This is a genomic window from Chryseobacterium sp. HNCC26DJ238, assembly GCF_057180465.1.
In genome coordinates, this window is sequence record NZ_JBXUGI010000019.1 from 20,964 (window position 1) to 43,791 (window position 22,828).

General features: G+C 36.5%; 21 protein-coding genes. 17 read left to right on the top strand and 4 right to left on the bottom strand.

What is annotated here, in order from left to right:
* Window positions 1–74: 74 nt before the first annotated feature.
* From AC2A07_RS16750 to proC, 6 genes are read left to right on the top strand one after another with little or no spacing between them, the layout of a single operon-like run.
* Window positions 75–1,505 carry a TonB-dependent receptor plug domain-containing protein gene (locus AC2A07_RS16750; protein WP_484051334.1) on the top strand — a complete coding sequence of 477 codons (1,431 nt, stop codon included), beginning with the start codon at window positions 75–77 and terminating at the stop codon, window positions 1,503–1,505.
* Window positions 1,486–2,826: a hypothetical protein gene (locus AC2A07_RS16755; protein ID WP_484051335.1), complete on the top strand. Its 1,341-nt coding sequence runs from the start codon at window positions 1,486–1,488 to the stop codon at window positions 2,824–2,826. Before AC2A07_RS16750 ends, AC2A07_RS16755 begins: the two co-directional genes overlap by 20 nt.
* A 24-nt stretch (window positions 2,827–2,850) precedes the next feature.
* Entirely contained in the window at window positions 2,851–4,080 is a 1,230-nt protein-coding gene (locus AC2A07_RS16760) for a DUF4876 domain-containing protein (RefSeq protein ID WP_484051336.1), read from the top strand.
* Between the two features lie 29 nt (window positions 4,081–4,109).
* Window positions 4,110–5,642 carry a DUF6850 family outer membrane beta-barrel protein gene (locus tag AC2A07_RS16765; RefSeq protein ID WP_484051337.1) on the top strand — a complete coding sequence of 511 codons (1,533 nt, stop codon included), beginning with the start codon at window positions 4,110–4,112 and terminating at the stop codon, window positions 5,640–5,642.
* 1 nt (window position 5,643) lies between these two features.
* Window positions 5,644–6,792 carry a cytochrome-c peroxidase gene (locus AC2A07_RS16770; protein ID WP_484051338.1) on the top strand — a complete coding sequence of 383 codons (1,149 nt, stop codon included), beginning with the start codon at window positions 5,644–5,646 and terminating at the stop codon, window positions 6,790–6,792.
* A 38-nt stretch (window positions 6,793–6,830) separates the two neighbouring features.
* Complete coding sequence (gene proC, locus AC2A07_RS16775) at window positions 6,831–7,634, top strand: pyrroline-5-carboxylate reductase (protein ID WP_484051339.1); 804 nt, start codon at window positions 6,831–6,833, stop codon at window positions 7,632–7,634.
* Window positions 7,635–7,668: 34 nt separating this feature from the next.
* Here proC and AC2A07_RS16780 read toward each other — a convergent pair whose 3' ends face one another.
* Entirely contained in the window at window positions 7,669–8,094 is a 426-nt protein-coding gene (locus AC2A07_RS16780; RefSeq protein ID WP_484051340.1) for a VanZ family protein, read from the bottom strand.
* 55 nt (window positions 8,095–8,149) lie between these two features.
* Between AC2A07_RS16780 and lnt the strand changes: the two genes are divergently transcribed.
* From lnt to AC2A07_RS16810, 6 genes are all read left to right on the top strand, one after another.
* The gene (lnt, locus tag AC2A07_RS16785) at window positions 8,150–9,793 is read left to right on the top strand and encodes an apolipoprotein N-acyltransferase (protein WP_484051341.1); all 1,644 of its coding nucleotides are present in this window, start codon (window positions 8,150–8,152) and stop codon (window positions 9,791–9,793) included.
* Window positions 9,794–9,986: 193 nt separating this feature from the next.
* A complete protein-coding gene (gene rpmB, locus AC2A07_RS16790) occupies window positions 9,987–10,229 on the top strand; it encodes a 50S ribosomal protein L28 (protein ID WP_463429458.1) in 243 nt (80 codons plus the stop codon).
* A 6-nt stretch (window positions 10,230–10,235) separates the two neighbouring features.
* Entirely contained in the window at window positions 10,236–10,418 is a 183-nt protein-coding gene (gene rpmG / locus AC2A07_RS16795) for a 50S ribosomal protein L33 (RefSeq protein ID WP_027373683.1), read from the top strand.
* A 19-nt stretch (window positions 10,419–10,437) separates the two neighbouring features.
* Window positions 10,438–10,590 (top strand): DUF4295 family protein, encoded by a 153-nt coding sequence (locus AC2A07_RS16800; protein ID WP_082002123.1) that lies wholly within the window; start codon window positions 10,438–10,440, stop codon window positions 10,588–10,590.
* 104 nt (window positions 10,591–10,694) lie between these two features.
* On the top strand, window positions 10,695–11,648 hold the full coding sequence (gene ftsY, locus AC2A07_RS16805; protein WP_484051342.1) for a signal recognition particle-docking protein FtsY: 954 nt from the start codon (window positions 10,695–10,697) through the stop codon (window positions 11,646–11,648).
* Between the two features lie 56 nt (window positions 11,649–11,704).
* A complete protein-coding gene (locus AC2A07_RS16810; protein WP_050377379.1) occupies window positions 11,705–11,956 on the top strand; it encodes a GlsB/YeaQ/YmgE family stress response membrane protein in 252 nt (83 codons plus the stop codon).
* Between the two features lie 67 nt (window positions 11,957–12,023).
* On the opposite strand, the gene sppA is transcribed toward AC2A07_RS16810, so the two are convergent.
* Complete coding sequence (gene sppA / locus AC2A07_RS16815; protein WP_484051343.1) at window positions 12,024–13,778, bottom strand: signal peptide peptidase SppA; 1,755 nt, start codon at window positions 13,776–13,778, stop codon at window positions 12,024–12,026.
* A gap of 19 nt (window positions 13,779–13,797) precedes the next feature.
* Between sppA and folK the strand changes: the two genes are divergently transcribed.
* The 5 genes from folK (at window position 13,798) to fmt (ending at window position 19,941) form a co-directional block, all read left to right on the top strand.
* Window positions 13,798–14,211, top strand: coding sequence for a 2-amino-4-hydroxy-6-hydroxymethyldihydropteridine diphosphokinase (folK, locus tag AC2A07_RS16820; protein WP_314494991.1), 414 nt, complete (start codon window positions 13,798–13,800; stop codon window positions 14,209–14,211).
* A gap of 21 nt (window positions 14,212–14,232) precedes the next feature.
* Complete coding sequence (locus tag AC2A07_RS16825; protein WP_314494992.1) at window positions 14,233–15,330, top strand: OmpA family protein; 1,098 nt, start codon at window positions 14,233–14,235, stop codon at window positions 15,328–15,330.
* Between the two features lie 52 nt (window positions 15,331–15,382).
* Window positions 15,383–16,840, top strand: coding sequence for an OmpA family protein (locus AC2A07_RS16830; RefSeq protein ID WP_484051344.1), 1,458 nt, complete (start codon window positions 15,383–15,385; stop codon window positions 16,838–16,840).
* Between the two features lie 76 nt (window positions 16,841–16,916).
* Window positions 16,917–18,818 (top strand): RecQ family ATP-dependent DNA helicase, encoded by a 1,902-nt coding sequence (locus AC2A07_RS16835; RefSeq protein ID WP_484051345.1) that lies wholly within the window; start codon window positions 16,917–16,919, stop codon window positions 18,816–18,818.
* A 175-nt stretch (window positions 18,819–18,993) separates the two neighbouring features.
* Complete coding sequence (gene fmt, locus AC2A07_RS16840; protein ID WP_484051346.1) at window positions 18,994–19,941, top strand: methionyl-tRNA formyltransferase; 948 nt, start codon at window positions 18,994–18,996, stop codon at window positions 19,939–19,941.
* A gap of 91 nt (window positions 19,942–20,032) precedes the next feature.
* Here fmt and ribB read toward each other — a convergent pair whose 3' ends face one another.
* Both ribB and AC2A07_RS16850 read right to left on the bottom strand, forming a co-directional pair.
* Window positions 20,033–21,154 carry a 3,4-dihydroxy-2-butanone-4-phosphate synthase gene (ribB, locus tag AC2A07_RS16845; RefSeq protein ID WP_484051347.1) on the bottom strand — a complete coding sequence of 374 codons (1,122 nt, stop codon included), beginning with the start codon at window positions 21,152–21,154 and terminating at the stop codon, window positions 20,033–20,035.
* Between the two features lie 414 nt (window positions 21,155–21,568).
* The gene (locus tag AC2A07_RS16850; RefSeq protein ID WP_484051348.1) at window positions 21,569–22,615 is read right to left on the bottom strand and encodes an LLM class flavin-dependent oxidoreductase; all 1,047 of its coding nucleotides are present in this window, start codon (window positions 22,613–22,615) and stop codon (window positions 21,569–21,571) included.
* Between the last annotated feature and the right edge of the window lie 213 nt (window positions 22,616–22,828).

Below are 22,828 nucleotides of genomic sequence, written 5' to 3' on the forward strand. Positions count from 1 at the left end.
TATTCTAAATAAAATTAAAATCCGCAAATTTAATTTTTAAATTTGCGCTCGATTTTGTTTTAGAAACTAAAATAATGATGATCAGGCATTTAAAATTATTGGCATTCATACTCCTTGGCTCACAACTTTTATTGGCTCAAAATGGGAAATTAAAATTAACCATTACTGTTACCGGTGAAAATCAGCAAAAAATCCAAAATGCGATCGTAAAAAGTGCCGGAGATTCAATGGCAACTGACGAAAACGGAACTGCAGTTTTAAGCATTCGTCAAGGAAATCATCACTTAAAAATTTCCCACCCCAATTATCAGGAGAAAGATCTTGATATTTTTTTAGATGGTTCAAAAACAACCAGCATCCAGCTGCAGCCCATTAACAGGCTTGAAGAATTGATGATCTTTTCAAAAGAAAGCAGAGGGCTGACTACGAAATCTGTAATCGACAGAAAGGCTATGGAACATCTGCAGCCTTCCAGTATCTCAGACCTGATGGAGCTTTTACCCGGTGGATTGGCTAAAACACCATCACTAAATGTGAGTAACCGGGCATTGCTTCGTGAAAACCGGGGAATCATGGCGAATGAGAAATATGATACGTCATCACTCGGTGTCCAGTTTATGGTTGATGGTAATGTATTGAATTCGAATGCAGACATGCAGATTTCTTTAGACAACAGACAATTTCTGGAAAGCCCTTTAAACAGAGAAACAGCATCAACGGGTATTGATATGAGAACCATTTCTACGAATGATATAGAAAAGGTAGAAATCATCCGTGGAATTCCTTCTGCATCTTATGGAGATTTAACATCCGGAGTTATCAAGATTGAAAGAAAAATTAGCCAGTCTCCTTTACAGGCAAGATTTAAAGCCGATGGATTCAGTAAACAGTATTATGCCGGAAAAGGTTTTAAGATTAATGACAGTTGGCAAATCAGTGCAGGAGCAGATTTTTTAGATTCCAAAGCAACTCCGACTGATGCTTTTGAAAACTACCAGAGAATAACCGCCTCTGTCCGTTCAAAAAAGAGAGGAAATCTATGGTCTCAACCTTTGGAGTGGCGCTCAAATATAGATCTTTCATCAAATATAGATTCAAAAAAAAATGATCCTGACAATGGTGTTCCTGATATAGATCAATATAAACAAACTAAAACGAGAATCAGCCTTACCAATAATTTCTTGTACAGCTTGCCTAAAGCAGCATTTTTTGATAAAATCATTTTGAACACTGCATTCAGGCAGGGATTTGAAAAAATTGCTCAGACAAAACTGGTACAGCTGTCGGGACCAAGATCTTTTTCATTAGCAACTGAGCAGGGAGAAAATGAAGGAGTCTTTCCGGCTCTCCGTTACATCAGCAATTTTTCTACAGATGGAAAGCCACTGGATCTTACCGCACTCTTACAAACCACAGGTACAAGAAATACTTTTGGGATCAACCACCAGTATGAAGCCGGTCTAGACTGGCGATATTCCAAAAATAATGGCAGGTCTGACTTATGACATGAATTCTCCTTATTCTGCCGATCTGAGCAATTCAAGACCACGACCTTTTAATGATCTTCCTGCCTATAATTTATTCGCTGTTTTTATTGGAGATCAAATGAGCTACGCAATCGACAGACATAAATTTACACTCTATACAGGATTACGATTCTCTAGACAGATAGGAATAGACAATTCTTATACAATAAGCAAAAAAAAAATTGTAGAACCCAGATTAAATCTGCAATACAACCTCCCTCCTCTAATGATCAACAGCATTCCGTTAAAAACCGATATCACCTTAGGATATGGTCAATTTTACAAGCAACCAACTCTTTTAATGCTGTACCCGAATAAAAAATACTGGGATTATACCCAACTTAATTACTACCATAATAATGCTCAATACCGTTATGTGAATTTCATGACCTACGTACAGGATGTTGCAAATAAAAACCTTGAAGCCGCTAAAAATATAAAAAAAGAGATAAGACTGGATCTTTCCTACAGTAATCACACTATTTTCTTCACCTTTTTCAGGGAAGATATGACGAATGGATTCCGTCCGATGACCCATACCGTTCTCCATACTTATAAACAATATGATGCGTCACAGGTAGATCTTTCACAGTGGAATAACGGACCGGATTTATCCAGCATCCCACACAATGACAAAAAAATCAATGCCGAATACACAGTCCAAGAAAATGGAAGTGCAACTGTTAAAAACGGTATCGAATTCGGATATACATCACCACGTTTTCGTTCAATCAATACAAGGTTTACTTTAAGCGGTGCTTATTTTAAAACTCAATACAGAAATTCGGTTCCGGTTATCGAAAGGCCTTCGGGATCTATCGGACCAGATGGGTTTCCCTATTATGGAATTTATCATAATGATTTGGGATATATTAATTCCAATATGAATTACAATCTATTCGTCGATACTTATATTCCTAAAATGGATTTAACAGTTTCTGCATCATTTCAGGGAAGCTTTTTTGACTACAGCAGAAGAGACAAGAGAATAGCAGAACCCATTTCGTATTACGGTATTGACGGAGTCATTTATCCTTTTACGGAAGCAGATAAAACAGATACCTACAGACAATGGCTGGTAAGAAATGTTTTCGTAACCGATAACCTGCCGACCGAACTCACTTTCAGTCTGGCTGCTAACTTAAAAGTAACAAAGAGCATCTACAGAGCTATTAAAACATCCATGTTTGTTACAAGAATTTTCAATTACAGTGCACCCTATTATTTCAACAATATGCTTATTGAAAGACGAGGAAGCAATACCCCCTACTTCGGAATGGAATTAACCTATAATTTTTAATATAATTTAATCAATAGAAACGTCATGAAAAAAAGAGTCTTATTACTAAGTTTAGCCGCCGTACTCGTAACCGGATTTACCATAACATCCTGTTCGAGCGATGATGATTTTGGAGTAACCGCAAAACAGAACGGAAAATTAACTTTAAATTTCACAGGTGAAGGCATTACTTCATATAAAGGAATCAGTATTGAAATTATAGAATTAAACACAGGAAACAATATTAAAGAGACTTTAAAATCCGGAGAAACAACATTTATATCTGACATTCCGTACGGTTCTTATAAAATCACCGCAAATGGTGTTGTGATAATGAATAATGAAGAAACCAGAGCTGCAGGTGTGGGACAAACCGATTTATCATCTTCTTCTCAAACGCTTACCATACCTTTATTTGCACAGAAATTCCATAAAGATTTTATTATTGAGGAAGTATTTTTTACAGGGGTGAGAACGCCTGACAATAAAAACTATAATTCAGGCCGTTATTTTAAAATCACCAACAATACTGATCAGATCCTTTATGCTGATCAGCTGATTATCGGACAGTCAGAATTTCTTACTACCGATAATAAAAATCCCACACCATATCCTATAAATATGTCTTTTGCAGTAAAAGGTGTACTGATTCTGCCCGGAACAGGAAACCAATATCCTGTTCAGCCGGGAGACTTTATAGTCATTGCAGATAATGCTATCAATCACAAAGAGAATACTAACACAGCATTCGATCTCCATAATGCAGATTTTGAATTTCCCTCCACAAACCCAACCTTAGGACAGGTGGACAATCCAAACGTGCCCAATGCAGAAGTAATTTACAGTCAAATGACTTACAATATGTTTTTCCTTCACAACAGAGGTTTTGAAAGTTATGTCATTGCACGTTTTCCTGCTGATGAAAACAAAGACACTTTTCTTAGCAAATATAAATATGACTACACCTACGTCACAAGTGCAGGAACAGTAAAACAGGTGAGTACATACGCAATTCCTAATTCATGGATTATTGATGCTGAAAACAACTCTGTTCCTACAAAGTTTATTCACACTTTAACTTCAGCAAGTATCGATTCCGGATGGACTTCTGTAGGGGCCACTGATAATGATGCGAGTCGCTACGGAAAATCTGTCAGACGTAAAACAGGAGGAACAATGTCTAACGGTAAAAATATCTACACAGACACCAACAATTCCACTAATGACTTTATTAAAGATGCTGTGCCGAGTTTAAAAAACGGTATCTCTCATTAATAAATAGTATTTATTACAATACTTACATTATGACTAATTTTAAACGTTCATTACTCATACTGATTACAACATCCGCCTCCTTTTTAATGAAAGCACAGGACAGCATTCAGCTTTACAGGAAAATCAGTAATCAGTACAGTATTGAAAGAAATTTCAGAAGTCAGTTTTACTATAATCCGGCCTCAATGTCGGATTATAGTTCTTCATCTTTTTCCGAATTCCGAGCAGGATATCATAATGAGGATAAAAAAGTATTTCGCCAGCAGTTAGGCGAAGGTGAAAAAGGTTTGTCTGTCAGTGCAGATTCCTATTTAAAACTTGATTCCACAACCGCAGTATGGGGAAATGCTGCTTATCAGAATTTAGAGAGGAAAACATTCCGTTGGAATGAAAATTTAGATTACGAAAGAATTGCTCCCTATACAACAGCAGATTCTGTAGGTGGAAATTTAAATTTGGAAAGGTACAATTTTGCCGGGGGCTTATCAAAAAAACTACGTGACAGGTGGACCCTAGGTGGGGAAATAAGCTATAAGGCCCAGCTTGGCTACCGGACAAAAGATCCCAGACTAAAAAGTACGACTTCGGATTTATACGTCAATGCAGGAGTGAACTACAGAGTTGTCAGTGAATACGAAGTAAGTGTATTCGGGACCTTTAATAAATACACTCAAAACAGTTCTCTAAGGTTTCAGAGTATACTTGGTAAACCTTTTGTCTATCAAATGACCGGATTGGGAATATCCAATTATTTTTTTAGCGGAGGCGTAAGCCCGTCTCAGACGTTTGAAGAGTTTGGATACAAAGGAGGAATCCAGATTTCCAACAAACAGGGAAAGGACTTTTATATTCAGGCTTCCACAGGTCGTTCCAACAATACAAAAAGCCACAGCGACAGCGGAACTTCGAAGTCATTTGAAATTTCAGAACTGGAGAACAAGAACTTTCAGGCAGAAGGTGCAAAATTTTTCAGTCTAAGAGAAAAACACCGAATCGGACTTTTGGCAAACTATTCAGCGGTTGTAAAAACAGGATCAGAATATGGATATTCAGTGAATACAAATGCAACTGAAATGATCTACAAAAGACCATCATACCGTTCTGAAAACTTCATGGGCTCTGTAAAAGGTTTCTATCAGTACAGCGGAGATAATGTAACCTTCAGCACTTCACCTTTTTTTGGATTTGAAGAAATCAAAGAAAAAACTTTATATCCAAATTCAGGACAGAAATTTGAGTATATCAATTTTGGAATAACTGCAAGTTACCGCCAACAGATCAGTCCTTCACAAATAATTTCTGTAGAACCCTGTATTTCTAAAAGAACGGTAAGTAAGTCCATCAACGCATTGGAAAAATCAGGAAACCCTGCTATCAGCAGATGGATTTTAGATGATTATAATTTTCAGGCAGGTGACATCAGCAGTTTCGGAGTGAATTTAAGATATGATATCAAACTGGAGAAGCTTCCGGCTTTATTTGCCAGCACTCAATACCAGTCACAGAAGATTCTTAAAAAAAACAATAATTTTTTCAGCGTAAGCCTGGGAATTACATTTTAACATGAAAAAAGGTATATACTGGAGTTTTTGTGCGATCATCATTTTTCTGTGGAGCTTCACTTCCAAAGTCAGCACTAATCTTTCCGACATTCAGGAACCGTCGGTTGAAGATATCGTAAAAAGCTATAAAAAAGCAATTACAGAATGGCCCAAACCTTCGATTGACCATGGTGTACAATGGAAGGAATTTGCTCCTGTAAAAAATGATTCTGCTTATTTCGCAGAGCAGGGGAAACCAAATGTAATTTTAGGTAAAATGCTTTTCTTCGATCCCAAATTATCGCAATCTAACCAGATTTCCTGCAGCACCTGCCACGATCCTGAAATGGGATGGCAGGACAGAAGACGGGTAGCACTTGGAAACAACCATCTTTTAGGAAACCGAAATACCCTTTCGCTTTTAAACATTGCGGAAAGAACTTCATTTTTCTGGGATGGAAGAGCGAAATCACTGGAGGAACAGGCTTCCGGACCACTTGGAGCGCATCATGAAATGGCAATGGATGTAAAAATCCTGCCTTCAAAAATTCAGAGCATCAATGGGTATAAAATACTTTTTAAAAATGCATATGGTACTGAAAAAGTTACCTACGGCAGAATTGTTAAGGCCATTTCAGATTTTCAGAAAACGATTAAAAGCCAGCCAAGCCGTTTTGACAAGTTTCTGGAAGGAAAATACAGTTCATTATCTGATGAGGAAATCTACGGGATGCATATCTTCCGAACCAAAGCACGCTGCATGAACTGTCATAACGGAAAATATCTGACTGACGAATCTTTCCACAATATCGGACTGACTTATTACAAGAGAAAATACGAAGATCTTGGTCTTTACAATATCACCAAAAAAAATGAGGATGCAGGGAAGTTCAAAACACCGCAGTTAAGAGATTTGGCCATCACGCAACCCTGGATGCACAATGGGCTTTTTGATGATCTGCAAGGCATTGTGAATATGTATAACAGCGGGATGCATCAGCTCGATCCCACAGCTGAAAAAAAACTTGCAGATCCACTTCACCCTTCTACAGACCCCCTTCTCCAGCCTTTACATTTGAATAAAGTGGAAATAAAGGCTTTGGTCTCTTTTCTTGAGACACTTTCAGGTACAAAATATAAAATGAGAAGACCAGAGTTTCCTACAGAATAAGATTTTATTATCTTTGAGGAAATTCAAAACAACACAAAATGAGAATCGCTGTCATCGGAGCCGGAAATATGGGTTTGTCCTTTTCAAAATCCTTTCTGAAATATGAACTGATTAAACCTGAGAATCTTCAGCTCATTACAAGGAATCAATCGAAAATTCAAAAAATTTCTGAAGAGTTTCCAAAATCCAGGATTTCAATATTTGATGACGTTCAGGAACTGGATGCCGATTTAATCATTGTAGCCGTAAAACCGCAGGATTTCAAGCACGTTGCTGAAAATTTTAAATTCAAATTAAAATCGACACAAATGATTCTTTCCATTATGGCAGGAATCAAAATCGGGAAAATTCAAAAACTTTTAAGTCACCAATCAGTTGTAAGGGCAATGCCGAATTCTCCTACACTTTTAGGAATGGGAATCACAGGCTACACTGCAGCAGAAGGGATTACCTTTAATGACTTAATGAACATTGAAAGACTTCTCAACAGTACAGGAAGATCTGTTTATCTGGAAAACGAAGATCTGCTGGATGGCGTTACCGCACTTTCAGGAAGTGGACCTGCCTACTTTTATTATATCGTTGACGCCATGATCAAAGCCGGTACACAGATGGGAATTGACGAAAACCTTTCCAAACTCTTTGTAAAACAGACCATGCTCGGCGCTTATCATCTTATCAATAATTCAGATAAAAATATTGAAGAACTTATCAAAGATGTCGCTTCAAAAGGAGGTACGACAGAAGCAGCTTTAAAAACATTTGAGGAAAATAATTTTAAGGAAATATTACAGAAAGGAATTCTGAATGCAGAAAAGAGAGCTAAAGAATTAAATGGATGACTTAGCGGAGAATCAGCTTCCCCGAATCCTTAAGCTATTGATTGACAAACCTGCTGAGTTTCGCCTCTATCAATCCTTTGATCTGCCAACCCAGATAAACCCCGAAAGTATTAAGGATGATATCATCTATTTCAAAAATTCCCAATCTTGAAAAATACTGAAGACCTTCTGCAATAACAATGGCAGACAAAAATACAATTACAGTACTTTTCAGATCCCTTATCTGAGGAAAAGCCCATCCTAAAAAACCAAAGGGGATAAACATAACAATATTCCCTAAAACAATACGGATGATATCCCACCAGCGAATCGTATTCTTTATAAAACTCAACGTAGAAAAAACAGGCTCGATCCTGATCACATTATCATCATACTGAAAACGGCCCATGCCTAAAAACATAAGATACAACAGAAAAAAGGTATAGGGTAAAATAATGATTTTATAAAATTTCTTTAACATGATTTACAAAGTTATTCATTTCAAAAGCATTAAATTTGTGTGTTAAAATAATTTAATGAAATACGTTTTACTTTCGCTCATATCAGCAATGCTTTTATCCGTATCCTGGCCCACTTACGGAATTCCGTTTTTTATATTTTTTGCGCTTGTTCCACTATTAATGATGGAGCACGGCGTTTCTAAATTTTCAAAATTTAACAGAAAAAGCTGGGTCGTTTTCGGACTTTCCTACCTCTGTTTCATCATTTGGAATATTGTAACCACCGGCTGGCTTTATGGTTCTAAAAATCCTGACGGAAGTCATTCCATGATGGCGGTCGTCTTTCCTGTTTTAGTTAATTCTTTTTTATATTCAATTGTTTTTCAATGCTATCACTGGTATAAAAACGCACAGGGAAGCTATTGGGGGCTGGCCTTTTTCGTAGCCATATGGATGAGTTTTGAGAAATTTCATCTCAACTGGGAATTTACCTGGCCATGGCTGAATTTGGGAAATGTATTTTCAGATTACCCAGAATTCATTCAATGGTATGATACCTTAGGCTCTACCGGCGGAAGTTTCTGGATCCTGCTGATCAATGTTCTGATATTTTATACCATAAGGGTTTTTGAAGCCGGAAGAAAAAGAAAGGACCTGATTAGAAATTCATCGATTGTCGCCATTCTGATTATCATCCCTATAATTATTTCACTGGTTAAATTTAACAGTTTTGAAGAAAAACCGATTGCTCAGGTGAATGTTCTGATGTTGCAGCCGGCTCTTGATCCATACGCTGAAAAATATTCTAAAGACAGTATAACGATTGTTAATGAACTCCTCTCACTTGCCGAAGAAAATACGAAAGGAAGAATCGACTATTATATTGCTCCGGAAACGGCAATTCCAGGAAGAGGTTCTATTTCTGAAACCGCATTTGAAAAAAGCGGGCTTCTAAATGAGGTGAAAGGATTTTTAAGCAAACATCCCGGTTCTGTTTTCACAACGGGAATTTCATCACACCGTTTTTATAAAAGCGCAGAAAACCTACCGAAAGAAGCTTATCAGCTTAATCCCCAACTGTGGGTTGAGAATTACAATGCTGCATTACAGATCATACCTAACCGAAAAATCGAAGTCTACCATAAAGGGAAACTTGTTCCAGGGGTTGAAATCTTCCCATACATGAGTGTTTTTAAACCTCTTTTAGGGGATGCAATGATTAATCTGGGCGGAACTGTAGCTTCATTAGGAACAGACAAAGAAAGAAAAGCTTTTTCAAATCCTTTTAACAAAGGAAGAATCGCCCCCATTATCTGCTACGAAAGTATTTACGGAGAATTTGTAACAGAGTATGTTAAAAAAGGAGCCAATTTTCTCGCCATTGTAACCAATGATTCATGGTGGGGTGTTACAGAAGGGCACAAACAGCTTTTATCTTATGCAAGACTGCGGGCAATTGAAACGAGAAGAGAGATTGCACGGTCGGCCAACAGCGGAATTTCAGCGCACATCAACGCCAAAGGTGAAATTTTAGAAGATACTTTTTATGGTGACAAGACTGCTTTATTCGCCAAAGTCAACCTGTATGATCAGGAAACATTTTACGTAAAGGCAGGAGATCTACTGACCAGATTTTCAATATTTTCCCTGGGCTTTCTGTTATTTTATTTTTTAATAAAAAGGTTTCAGGACAAATTCCAGAACAGGAAAAATAAGTAATTACAACCAATCTTTTAAAAAACAACAAACAGCGTAAAAAACGCTGTATTAAAGATTTATTCATTTTAAAATGGTTCAGAATAAAATAAAAAGACAAATAATTATTATAAAAGTTTCTTAGAAAACTTGTCTGTCTAAAAAATTATTCGTTATTTTGCAACCTCAAATATTATACAAATAAGAACATCGAGATATGTCAAGAATTTGCCAGATAACAGGAAAGCGTGCAATGGTTGGTAACAACGTTTCCCACGCTAATAACAAAACGAAGCGTCGTTTTGAAATTAACTTATTGGAAAAGAAATTTTACCTTCCAGAGCAAGATAAGCACGTTACTTTAAAAGTTTCAGCTCATGGATTGAGAGTTATTAACAAGATTGGAATCGAAGAGGCTATCGCAAGAGGCATCAGAGAAGGATTGATTAAAAAGAACTAAACCATCATGGCAAAAAAAGGAAACAGAGTTCAAGTAATTCTTGAATGTACAGAGCACAAAGAAAGTGGTATGCCGGGAATGTCAAGATACATTTCTACAAAAAATAAAAAGAACACTACAGAGAGATTAGAATTGAAAAAATACAATCCTGTTCTTAAGAGATCTACCCTTCACAAAGAAATCAAGTAATTTATAAATATAATTTACCATGGCAAAGAAAGTAGTAGCAACCCTACAAAGCGGACAGTCAAAAAAAATGACCAAAGTTGTGAAAATGGTGAAGTCTTCTAAATCAGAAGCTTACGTTTTCGAAGAAAAAGTAATGAATGCAGACGAAGTAGATGCTTATTTGAAAAAATAATCCGTTACTTTATTTACAATACAGAAACTACTCATATTTTGGGTAGTTTTTTTGTTATATTTGTGGTACAGGATAAAGTAAGCTTATAAAATCAAAATTCTAAGATGAGTTGGTTTAAAAATATTTTCAAAAAAGAAGAAAAAGAAACATTAGATAAAGGTTTGGAAAAATCAAATCAGGGATTCTTTGAAAAAATGACAAAAGCCGTGGTCGGCAAAAGTAAAGTAGACGACGAGGTTCTTGATGATCTCGAAGAAATACTTATCGCTTCCGATGTAGGCGCATCTACCACCATCAAAATCATCCAGAGAATTGAAGAGCGTGTTGCAAAAGATAAGTACGTTAACGTAAACGAACTTGACAGAATTCTAAGAGAGGAAATCTCCGGTTTACTGCTTGAGAACCCACAGGCCAATACAGGAAATATAGATACGTCCAAAAAACCATACGTCATAATGGTTGTAGGCGTTAATGGTGTAGGAAAAACCACCACTATAGGAAAACTGGCTCATCAGTTTAAAAATGAAGGAAAAAAAGTAGTACTGGGCGCAGGAGATACCTTCCGTGCAGCTGCGGTAGATCAACTGACTATTTGGAGTGAAAGAGCCGGAGTAACCATTGTAAAACAGGAAATGGGATCGGATCCCGCATCTGTAGCATTTGATACTGTACAAAGTGCTGTTGCCCAAAATGCTGATGTAGTTATCATCGATACTGCCGGAAGACTTCACAACAAAATTAATCTGATGAATGAGCTTTCTAAAATCAAAAGAGTGATGCAGAAAGTTATTCCTGATGCCCCCCATGAAATCTTATTGGTTCTTGACGGTTCAACTGGCCAGAATGCATTCGAACAGGCAAAACAGTTTACTGCAGCCACTGAAGTAAATGCTTTAGCAGTCACTAAACTGGACGGAACCGCAAAAGGCGGTGTGGTCATCGGAATCTCGGATCAGTTCCAGATTCCGGTTAAATACATCGGTGTTGGAGAGAAGATGCAGGACCTTCAATTATTTAATGGTACGGAGTTTGTAGACTCATTCTTTAAGAAGAGATAAGTAATCTTTATTTCTTAAGAATAAACCAAATTCATTAACATTAAAAAATTTAAACTATGGGAATTTTGACATGGATCATTTTCGGTCTTATCGCAGGCGCAATCGCTAAAGCATTACATCCGGGAAACGATCCTGGAGGCTGGATCGTAACAATCATCATCGGTATCTTAGGTAGTATGCTCGGTGGATGGATTGGATCAATGATATTCGGAGTTGATGTAACAGGATTTAACTTTTCGAGTTTCTTAGTAGCAATTGGTGGATCTGTTCTTTTACTTGCAATCTACAGGATGGTAACCAAGAAATAACAAACACTTAAAAAATAAAAATCCGGATTTGAAAATTTCAAATCCGGATTTTTTATGAACAATACAATTAGTTGATTTTAATCTGATAAGGCATTTCCATTTTAACCTCAGACTTCAGTTTTTCATTGGTAATCTGCTCTAAAATTTCATAGTTTGCTTTACCAATTTTATTCTTAATCACTCTGGCAGAAATATCATCTTCATTCAAATCAGAAAAGATCTGCTCAAATGCAGTCATTTTCCTTGGAAATGAAGAAACATGATATGTCTTTAAATTTGCCTTCTGTGCTGCAAATTTAACCGCATCTTCCAGACTTCCCAATTCATCTACGAGGCCAATCTCCTTTGCACGGGAACCACTCCATACTCTTCCACCCCCGACAGCATCAATATCTTCAAAAGTTTTTTTCCTGTTTTGAGTTACGAAATGTACAAATCTCTTGTAAGTACCTTCCACACTCCTTGTCATTACATTCACCCCATAAGGTGTTAATCCGTTTAATGAAGAATAATACGCTGAATTGGCGTTTGTTGCGACAATATCTGAGCGCACTCCGTTTCTATTGGCTAATTCTTTAAAATAAGGCATTACCCCGAAAACCCCTATTGATCCTGTAAGCGTGTTGGGTTCAGAATAAATTTTATCTGCTGCCATGGCTATATAATAACCACCGGAAGCTGCATAATCACCGAAAGATACAACCAGCGGCTTCTTCTTTTTAAGCTGTTGGAGTTCAAATAGAATTTCATCCGAAGCATTCGCACTTCCCCCTGGCGAATTAATTCGCAGTACAACAGCTTTTACTTTTTTATCATTCTGAAGTTCTTTGATATATTTGATATACTTTTCAGAATTGATATCACTGTACTCGTCTCCGTTATTAATAGAACCTGACGCATACAATACCGCAATCTTTTCTCCTGACTTATCTGTATCTGAAAAAGAATCAATATAATTGGTCAGAGAAATTTTATTCAGTTTATCATCTTCCTTAAGTTTCAGTTTTGTTCTGATTATCTGATCATATTCGGACTTCTGAATCAGCTTGTCCGCTAACTTATACTGAAGACTTAAATCAGGAATCATCCCATAAAGACTGTCAACCACTGTAGTGAACTGGCTGACATCCATTTTTCGTGACACTGCTATCTTAGAAGCTGTATTGTTCCAAATATCATTCAGCAGAGTGCTGAGCTGCTCTTTGTTTTCCGGGGAAATATCATTTCTCAGAAACGGTTCGACTGCAGATTTAAATTTCCCGTGGCGGATCACTTCTATACCGATTCCGTATTTTTCCGCAAAGTCCTTAAAAAAAGTAACTTCCGTAGAGAGACCTTTTAATTCGATTCCTCCCGAAGGATTCAGATAATACTGATCAGCAACAGACCCTAAATAATAAGAAGACTGTGATACGGTATTACCATAAGCATAAACAAATTTTCCGCTTTTTTTAAAATCCTGAATTGCTGCTCTTAAATCATCAATCTGCGTAATCCCTGCATTGATATTATCAACCTCAATACTGATCCCCTTTATCTTATCATCATCTTTGGCTTTTCTTACTGCATTAATAACATCATATATAAGGACACTTGTATTTTTTTTGTTAACATTAAATATCGTCTGCTGCTCTTCCGTAGGACTGTCTATAATATCTGTTTTAAGATTGATAGTCAAAACAGAATTCTTTTTCACATCTACAGATTTTTCATTACTCATCGATCCAAACGCAATCATGATGATAAAAAAGAAGAAAAACAACACACACAGTATTCCAATTGCTACTATATTTGCCAATACATTTTTAAAGAAACTCTTCATAAAATAATCATTTTTCAATATGTCGCAACATACAGTAGTTTTGTTACTGGGAAGTAACATCGGAGACAAAAAAAATAATTTAGATACTGCTTTGAACAGGCTGCAGGAAGTGGGCACTATATTAAAAATTAGTAAATATTTAACATCTGATGCTGTAGAATTTGTAAGTTCCAATAATTTTTGTAATATTGCATCAATAATATTCACTCATTTATCACCAATTCGGTTACTTAATTACATAAAGAAAATTGAAATTGAAATGGGAAGAGTTAATGATTCTAAAATATCAGGAGGCTATACAGATAGAATTATTGATATTGACATCATTAAATACAATGAGTTAAAATTCACTTCAGAAAAGTTAGAAATCCCTCATAAAAAACATCTTTTCGAAAGGGAATTTTCTAGAATATTATTAAAAGATTTTATTTAATCAAAACATAAAACATATTGTATGAAATTAGGTTTACTATTATTGGCCATATTGCCTGTTGCTTCATATGCTCAAGACAGTATTGCGGTTAATACTTCAGATCAGTATCCCAATACTTTTTCTTCCGGTTCTGCAAATATTCAAAAATTTGACAATAAGGCAAGAAAGTTCAACGATTGGTCAGTGTCGATCGGTGGAGGTCCTGCATTTATGACATTTGCGGACGTAACTTCTTTTTACGGGGACAAAATCAATTGGGGATGGAATGCTTATGCAAGTATTGACAAGCAAATTACACACACATTTGGCCTCAGCCTTCAATACTCTTTAGGAAAAACAAATCAACAAGCTAAATTACCTAATAATCCTGCAGCTGGAGTTGCGACAGCATGGACAGAATTTAATCAAATATCCATTATTGGAGATATCAACTTATCTAATTTAGTAAGGAGAGTTGATAATCATTCACCATACAGATGGGCATTACATGGATATTTAGGGGCGGGAATACTGGGTTTCAAAACTGAACTGATCGACAGTGATGCTTCAAGATGGAGTACTAATCCTCCGAGAATTCCAATCATGAACGATCAGAAACTGGCTATCGAATCATTTTTCATGCAGGCTGGAGTCGGTTTAAAATATAACGTTTCCAAACTCATTGATGTTGAAGCAAGAGTAATGTATATTAACAGCTTTGATGAAGAATTTGATGGTGGCGGTGAAGGAAGATCTCTGGATACTCCTGCTGGAGACAGAATTAATTATAACCTGATTAATGATTCGTATTCAGATGCGATGATGACGTTTAATTTAGGATTGTCATTCAAATTAGGCAAACATCCGACTCATTTAGCATGGCATGATCCTTTACAGGAAGTTTATGCAAGAACATACGCACTGGAAAACACTCCTACAGAACTTGTTGTTTGTGAAAAAGGTGATAACGATAATGATGGAGTTTGCGATGACTGGGACAGAGAATTAAACACACCTGCGGGAGCAAGAGTTGATGGTTCAGGTGTAGCATTAGACTTAGATCTTGATGGTGTTATTGACCTGTATGACAAATGTGTAACAGTTCCGGGACCTGCAGATAATAATGGCTGTCCAAAATAATCAATTTGGACAAATAATAACTAATCATTTAATTAACTAAATAAAATACACTATGAAATTAAGTTTAGCAATTGTTGCATTAGCATTAGCAGTTCCTACTGCTGCTTTCGCACAAGATTCAACAGCGGTAGTTTCAAACGATGAATATCCTAATACATTTTCTTCAGGGTCTGCTAATGTATCCCCATTTACACAGAAATCTAAAAGATTCAATGATTGGGCTATCTCATTTGGTGCAGGAGTACCACTGCTTCAGTCTGCAGATTTAACATCTATAAAAAACGGTAACGGAAAGAATCTTTTCGGTTACTCAGCATATGTAAGTATTGACAAAGCGATTACTCATGCTTTTGGTCTTAATTTACAATACGACAGAGGAGAAACAAGACAGGGATGGTTTAATACAAAAGATGCAGCTCCTGCAGGTTTACCTTATCAGCAGGTAGGTGCAAGAACTCAGTATGATGCAATCTCAATTTTGGGTGATCTTAATTTTTCAAATCTTTTGAGAAGAGTTGACAACAAGTCAACTTACAGATGGGCTCTACACGGTTATGCAGGTATCGGTACCATAGCATACAGAGCTTTTCAGAAAGATCTTTCCGGTCAGAGATTAGTCACAGAGATCAAACCTTTTAAACTTGGTTCATTCTTCGGTCAGGCAGGAGCCGGACTTAAGTTTAAAGTAAACAGAAGACTGGATCTTGAAACAAGAGTAATGTATGTTTACACGGGTGATGATGAATTCGACGGTGGTGGAGCACAATATAGTGATATCAACAAAAGAGAAGATCAGATCTCTGACAACTTCTTTAATGCTACTGTAGGATTATCATTAAAATTAGGAAAACACGAATCGCACTTAATGTGGCATGATCCATTACAGGAGATTTATTATAAATTAGATGTTCTGGCAGATAAAAACCAGGATATTGAAGTTTGCAAAAAAGGAGATGCAGATAATGACGGAGTTTGTGATGACTGGGACAGACAGCTTGATACTCCTGCAGGTGCAAGAGTTGACGGAGCAGGTGTTGCTTTAGATGCAGATTTAGATGGAGTTATCGACCTTTACGATAAATGTGTTACTGTACCGGGACCTGTTGAAAATGACGGTTGTCCGGTTACCCCTGTAGGACCAACGGGACCTGTAAAAGAAGAAGTAACCAATATGGAGGGAATTGAATTTGATTTGAATTCTGACAGAATCTTACCTTCAAACACTCCAATCCTTAATAATGCGGTAAGCTATATCAATTCTTCAAATGGTTCATATACGGTGATCGGAGCAACTGACACAAGAGCTTCTGATGCTTATAACCAGAAATTATCTGAAAGAAGAGCGAACAGTGTTAAAAATTATCTGATCAAAAATGGTGTAGATTCTTCTAAAATCAATGCGGTAGGTAGAGGTGAAAAAGACCTTAAATACCCAGAGTGTGATCCGGCTACTAAATGTCCGGAGTGGAAAAACAGAGCAAACAGAAGAGTTTATTTCGAAGCTAAATAATAAACTTATTACCTATTTTTTAAAGTCACGCAATGCGTGACTTTTTTTGTTAAATTACTTTCTATATTTTTACAGGATGATTTCTTCTCATGACTTTCAGGAACTGAAAAATAAAACCCTAAAACATTTTTGGGGATATGATACTTTTAGAGATTCCCAGGGTGATATCATTGATTCGGTCATCGCAGGAAACGACACGCTTGTGCTTTTGCCTACAGGTGCCGGAAAATCCCTGTGCTACCAGCTTCCTGCTTTATTAAGGGAAGGCGTATGTCTTGTTATTTCGCCATTACTGGCTTTGATGAAGGATCAGGTCAATCAATTAAAATTCAGAGGAATCGAAGCTGAATACCTGTCTTCGGAACTCGATGACTTTGATGCAGAGGTCATCTATAACCGTTGTAAAGACGGTTTAACAAAACTTTTATATGTTTCACCGGAACGACTCACTAACTTTCATTTTATTCAGCAAATGGAGGAAATACAGATGTCATTTATTGCCGTTGATGAAGCTCACTGTATTTCAGAGTGGGGGCAGGATTTCAGGCCCAGCTACCAGAACATTAAAGATTTCAGAAAAAACAACCCTGAGATCAGCTGCCTGGCATTGACAGCTACCGCAACTCCTAAAGTTCTGGAAGAAATAAAAAATAAGCTTGAATTAAAAAAACCAAATATTTTTCAGAAAAGTTTTAAACGGGAAAATATTAAAATTTTCTGTGAAGAAATTTCTGATAAATACCAACGTATTTTTAATATTTTAAAATATGCTCAGGAATCCGGGATCATTTATGTAAGAACAAGGAAAGAAGCTGAACTGCTCACAGAGTTTCTTCACAGAAATAAAATCACTACGGTAGATTATTTCCATGCAGGTCTGACGACAAAAGAAAAAAATGAAAGACAGAATTTCTGGAATAACAGCGATAAAAATGTACTGATTTCTACCAATGCATTCGGAATGGGAATTGACAAAGACAATGTACGCTTTGTCATCCACTTCTCCCCTTCCCAGTCCATTGAGAATTATTATCAGGAAATCGGTAGAGCAGGTAGAGACGGAAAAAAAAGTTTTGCGTTTATGCTTTGGAACCGGCAGGAAATTTTAAACTTTGACCAGATTCTAAGAAATCAGATTCCCAATAAAGATGAGTTCCTGAAAATAATTTCTTATCTCTATTCTAAATTTCAGGTGGCCGAATTTGAACTTCCAGAGAAAGTTTTTCAATTGAATATTTCCGGAATTCAGAATTTCACCAGACTTTCCAATGCAAAAATTAAAAATGTCCTGAATTTTCTTCATACTCAGGAAATCATCTATTATAACAGCAACAAAAGTCTGTCATCGCTGGAGCTTTCCGTGAAAGCGGACGAACTTGATCAGCTCCCACAGAAAGACGCATACTTCATAGAGCTCCTTCTGCGCTCGGTTTCCGGAGTAACCACACACAAGGTGATGTTCAGCGAACAGAAAGTCAGCGACAAAATAGGAGTCAGTATCCACCTGATCAAAGAACGCTTAAAAGAATTACAGCAGAAAAATTATCTCGAATACATTGACGGAACCCTGGCAAGTGTTAAATTCCTTAAACCGAGAGACGAAAGATCAATAAAAAGCATATACTGGAAGCTTTTTGAGCAAATCCAAAAAAATAAAATTCAGAAATGGGAAGAAATGAAGTTTTACATTGAAGATTCAACCTACTGTAAAATGAAACTGATTCTTGCTTATTTTGGCGAAAAAAATTCAAAAAACTGTGGACAGTGTACAGTCTGTGAAAAAAATAAACAGTCTATGTTTGGAAATAACATATCTTCAGAAATTATCAGATTACTAGCCAAAAAACCTGCAACCATTGAAGAGCTGTCTATCCAGCTGAATTTTCATGCAAAAGAAAATATTCTTGAAAACCTGATTTTTCTTTTAGATTCAGGAAAGATAAAAATGCTGAACTTCAGAACTTACGCGTTGGCATGAGTAATGGGTAATGGGTAATGGGTAATAAGTAATAATTGATGAGTGATGAGTGATGAGTGATGAGTGATGAGTGATGAGTGATGAGTGATGAGTGATGAGTGATGAGCAAAATTAAAAATCTCATTTTACTTCCATTTCATTTTTAAATAAAATCAAAGAAAATTATCTTTGCAGTATGAAATCATTGAAAGTCATTTTTTTTGGTACGCCCGAGTTTGCGAAAACAGCTCTGGCAGCCATTCATCAGTCACACCACAAAATTGCAGGTGTAGTGACCGTTGCTGACAAAGCCAGCGGACGCGGACAGAAAATCAGTCAGTCGGCAGTGAAAATATATGCTGCAGAAAATAATTTACCAATCCTACAACCTGAGAAATTAAAAGATCCTGAATTTTTAGAAGAAGTAAAAAAATTAAATGCTGATGTTTATGTAGTCGTCGCTTTCAGAATGATGCCGAAAGTCCTGTTTGAAATGCCTCAGCTTGGTACTTTTAATCTTCATGCATCGTTACTTCCTGATTACCGGGGAGCTGCCCCCATCAATTACGCCGTAATAAACGGTGAAGAAAAAACCGGTGCTACAACATTTTTTATCAATGAAAAAATTGACGAAGGGAATATCCTTCTTCAGGAAGAAATTGAAATTTTGCCTAATGAAAACGCAGGAAGCCTTCACGACAGACTCATGGAGATGGGTGCAAAATTAATCGTAAAGACACTTGACGGCTTATCTGAAAATTCAATAACAGAAAAACCCCAACCGCAGGTAGAACAGCCAAAAAATGCATTTAAAATATTTAAGGAAGACACGAGAATTGACTTCAGTAAAAACTCAAAAGAAGTTCATCAGTTTATCCTGGGAATGTCACCCTATCCGGCTGCATTTACCACGTTAAAAATTGGAGAAGAAGAAAAAGGGCTTAAAATCTATGGCGGTACATTTGAAATTCTGGAGCACAGTAGAAATTCCGGAACATCAGATATTTCTAAAAATGAATTTAAAATCTATACCAAGGATGGAATTTACTTTCCCCTTGAATTGCAGTTAGAAGGAAAGAAAAGGATGATTGTAAAAGATTTCCTGAACGGATTCAGAAATTTTGAAGAAATAAAAATGGCTTGATGTACTCAAGCCATTTTTTTATTCAATCGAAGTCAATTTTATAACAGAAAAATTCGTCTGTATTACAAAATTGATTTTATACTGTTCACTTCTAAAGCTGAACCATTTCAGTCACCTCAACGTCATATCCTCCAACCTGAGGTTTCACATCAGGATTCTGAGTGATTACTTTAAACTTATTAATTCCCAGATTCTTTAAAATCTGAGTTCCTATTCCGTAATCCCTGTAATTAAATGCTGCAGTAGGATGTTTCTGCTGACCGTCCTGATGATTTAAGAACTGTTGAAGCTTTCTCAGTGTATTTTCAGAATTGGATACATTGTTAATAAAAATAATGGCTCCTTTTCCTGCTTCATTGATCATCCCTGTCACTTTTTCCAACTGAGGTTTTTCACCATTATTCAAGCGGGTTAAAACATCAAAATAAGAATCTGAAGACTGTACTCTCACAAGGACGGGCTCGTCAACGGTCCATGATCCTTTGGTCAATGCAAAGTGAATCTGATCATTCGACGTTTCTCTGAAAGCCAGGAAATGAAAATCACCAAAAGCCGTTTTTACATCTCTTTCCTCGATTCTATCGATAAGGTTTCCTTTCTTAAGCTGATAGTGAATCAGATCTTCGATCGAAACGATTTTCATATCATGTTTCTGTGCAAAGGCATACAACTCCGGCAGACGGGACATGCTTCCATCTTCATTCATGATCTCACAGATCACTCCCCCTTCCTTCAGACCTGCAAGACACGTAAGGTCAATGGCTGCTTCCGTGTGTCCTGCTCTTTTTAAAACACCTCCTTTTTTTGCACGAAGCGGAAAAATATGGCCGGGACGCATAAAATCTGTAGGCTTAGACTTTTCATCCATTAATGCTAATATAGTTTTAGCTCTGTCTCCTGCAGAAATTCCTGTAGAAGTCCCATCCCCTAAAAGGTCAACCGAAACCGTAAATGCAGTCTCCTTAGGATCACTGCTTCTGCTTACCATAATATCTAAACCGAGCTCATCACATCTCTTTTCAGGAAGCGGCATACAAATCAGTCCCCTTCCGTGGAATGCCATAAAATTGATGAGTTCAGGAGTCGTTAATTCGGCAGCGCAAAGAAAATCTCCTTCATTTTCCCTGTCTTCGTCATCTACTACTATAATTATTTTACCATTTTTAAGGTCTTCGATAGCCTCTGGAATAGTATTTAATTTAAAATCAGACATTTTACTTTAATTTTCGCAAAGATACTCATAAAAATAAGCATCAACAATTAATATGAACGGTTTGTTTTAACGTTGGAAATTAATCACAAAATATTTTTTGACACATAAGTCATATTAGTTTCAGTTATACCTATTGAAAACATTTTAGAACTTATAAGTTTCTTGTTCAACTCCATTTTTATCAATATGCTGGAAATTAATCACAAAATATTTTTTGACACATAAGTCACATTAGTTTTAGTTATACATATTGAAAATATTTTAGAACACAAAAGATTTGAAAGTTAAAGATTTTCATTAATGCTCAATACACTTACTAATCTAATTTTGAAGGGAAATCATTACATTTTTTAATTCTCACAGACCAACTATAAACACACCTCTCAAAAATTTTTGAGCTTTTTCTAATGTGCTCTAAAATATTTTCAAAGCTGAAAAAAAATCTCTGTGACTAATGTGCTGATTCATCAAAGAATCTGTAGCTTTTCTGATAATTTCGTACGACTCCAAACGTTTTTGGTGGTCGTAAATATGAGAATTAATCATCAGTTCATCCACCTGATATTTTTCCTGAAAGTTTTTAATCTGTTCTGCAATTTCATCCTGATTTCCAATAAAACTAAATTTCAATTTTTGTAAAACCATCGATTTTTCCATGGCTGACCAAATGGCATCCATATCTTCGACCGGTGCCGGAAAAGGTTTTCTGTCATTTCTGATGATGTTGATAAATGCCTGAAACAAAGTCGTGGAAAGCAGGTGTGCTTCTTCAGAAGTTTCTGCAGCCACTCCATTTACGCAGGCAATCAAATAAGGTTGATCCAAATAGAGTGAAGGCTCAAAATGTTCCCTGTAAATTTTAAAAGCCATTTCCATCTGCTCCGGAGCAAAGTGTCCGGCAAAAGCGTAAGGAAGTCCAAGTTCGGCCGCTAACCAGGCACTGTCGGTACTCGAACCTAAAATATACATCGGAATATCCAGACCCTCACCGGGAATTGCACGAACCTGCGCATCAGAATTCTCTTTTGAAAAATACCTCTGAAGCTCAAGAATCTGTCTCGGAAACTGCTCATTGATGATTGCAGGATTTCTTCCCAAAGCTTTTGCAGTCAGACCATCCGTTCCCGGAGCTCTTCCCAGACCCAGATCTATTCTTCCAGGAAAAAGTGATTCCAGGGTTCCGAACTGTTCGGCAATGACCAGTGAACTGTGATTGGGAAGCATAATCCCTCCTGAGCCGACTCTGATTTTTTTTGTCCCATTAGCAATGTAGCCAATAAGCACTGAAGTTGCAGAACTGGCAATGCTTTCCATATTGTGATGTTCGGCGAGCCAGAATCTTTTATAATTTAAATTTTCAGCAAAGTTTGCCAAAGACAGACTGTCCTGAAAAGTATTATTAATGCTCTTCCCTTGCTTTACGGGAGCGAGGTCTAAAACAGATATTTCAAAGTTTTTCATATTTAAAACATTTTTCTTTTACAAAAATGAAATACAAATTTAAAGCTATTAAACTGCATTAGTTACTTTTTGTAATTGATAGGGGTAATAGTTATTGCATACGAAAATCTATTATTAAAATATTTAGAGAAGTCTAAAATACATGAAATTTAGAAGTAATGTGAATATCAGATTTTGTACATATATTTGTATAAATAATGCTGTACACTAAGG

Coding starts and splice junctions, on each gene's coding strand:
- AC2A07_RS16750 (WP_484051334.1), top strand. CDS start 75: ATGATGATCAGGCATTTAAAATTATTGGCATTCATACTCCTTGGCTCA.
- AC2A07_RS16755 (WP_484051335.1), top strand. CDS start 1,486: ATGGCAGGTCTGACTTATGACATGAATTCTCCTTATTCTGCCGATCTG.
- AC2A07_RS16760 (WP_484051336.1), top strand. CDS start 2,851: ATGAAAAAAAGAGTCTTATTACTAAGTTTAGCCGCCGTACTCGTAACC.
- AC2A07_RS16765 (WP_484051337.1), top strand. CDS start 4,110: ATGACTAATTTTAAACGTTCATTACTCATACTGATTACAACATCCGCC.
- AC2A07_RS16770 (WP_484051338.1), top strand. CDS start 5,644: ATGAAAAAAGGTATATACTGGAGTTTTTGTGCGATCATCATTTTTCTG.
- proC (WP_484051339.1), top strand. CDS start 6,831: ATGAGAATCGCTGTCATCGGAGCCGGAAATATGGGTTTGTCCTTTTCA.
- AC2A07_RS16780 (WP_484051340.1), bottom strand. CDS start 8,094: ATGTTAAAGAAATTTTATAAAATCATTATTTTACCCTATACCTTTTTT.
- lnt (WP_484051341.1), top strand. CDS start 8,150: ATGAAATACGTTTTACTTTCGCTCATATCAGCAATGCTTTTATCCGTA.
- rpmB (WP_463429458.1), top strand. CDS start 9,987: ATGTCAAGAATTTGCCAGATAACAGGAAAGCGTGCAATGGTTGGTAAC.
- rpmG (WP_027373683.1), top strand. CDS start 10,236: ATGGCAAAAAAAGGAAACAGAGTTCAAGTAATTCTTGAATGTACAGAG.
- AC2A07_RS16800 (WP_082002123.1), top strand. CDS start 10,438: ATGGCAAAGAAAGTAGTAGCAACCCTACAAAGCGGACAGTCAAAAAAA.
- ftsY (WP_484051342.1), top strand. CDS start 10,695: ATGAGTTGGTTTAAAAATATTTTCAAAAAAGAAGAAAAAGAAACATTA.
- AC2A07_RS16810 (WP_050377379.1), top strand. CDS start 11,705: ATGGGAATTTTGACATGGATCATTTTCGGTCTTATCGCAGGCGCAATC.
- sppA (WP_484051343.1), bottom strand. CDS start 13,778: ATGAAGAGTTTCTTTAAAAATGTATTGGCAAATATAGTAGCAATTGGA.
- folK (WP_314494991.1), top strand. CDS start 13,798: ATGTCGCAACATACAGTAGTTTTGTTACTGGGAAGTAACATCGGAGAC.
- AC2A07_RS16825 (WP_314494992.1), top strand. CDS start 14,233: ATGAAATTAGGTTTACTATTATTGGCCATATTGCCTGTTGCTTCATAT.
- AC2A07_RS16830 (WP_484051344.1), top strand. CDS start 15,383: ATGAAATTAAGTTTAGCAATTGTTGCATTAGCATTAGCAGTTCCTACT.
- AC2A07_RS16835 (WP_484051345.1), top strand. CDS start 16,917: ATGATTTCTTCTCATGACTTTCAGGAACTGAAAAATAAAACCCTAAAA.
- fmt (WP_484051346.1), top strand. CDS start 18,994: ATGAAATCATTGAAAGTCATTTTTTTTGGTACGCCCGAGTTTGCGAAA.
- ribB (WP_484051347.1), bottom strand. CDS start 21,154: ATGTCTGATTTTAAATTAAATACTATTCCAGAGGCTATCGAAGACCTT.
- AC2A07_RS16850 (WP_484051348.1), bottom strand. CDS start 22,615: ATGAAAAACTTTGAAATATCTGTTTTAGACCTCGCTCCCGTAAAGCAA.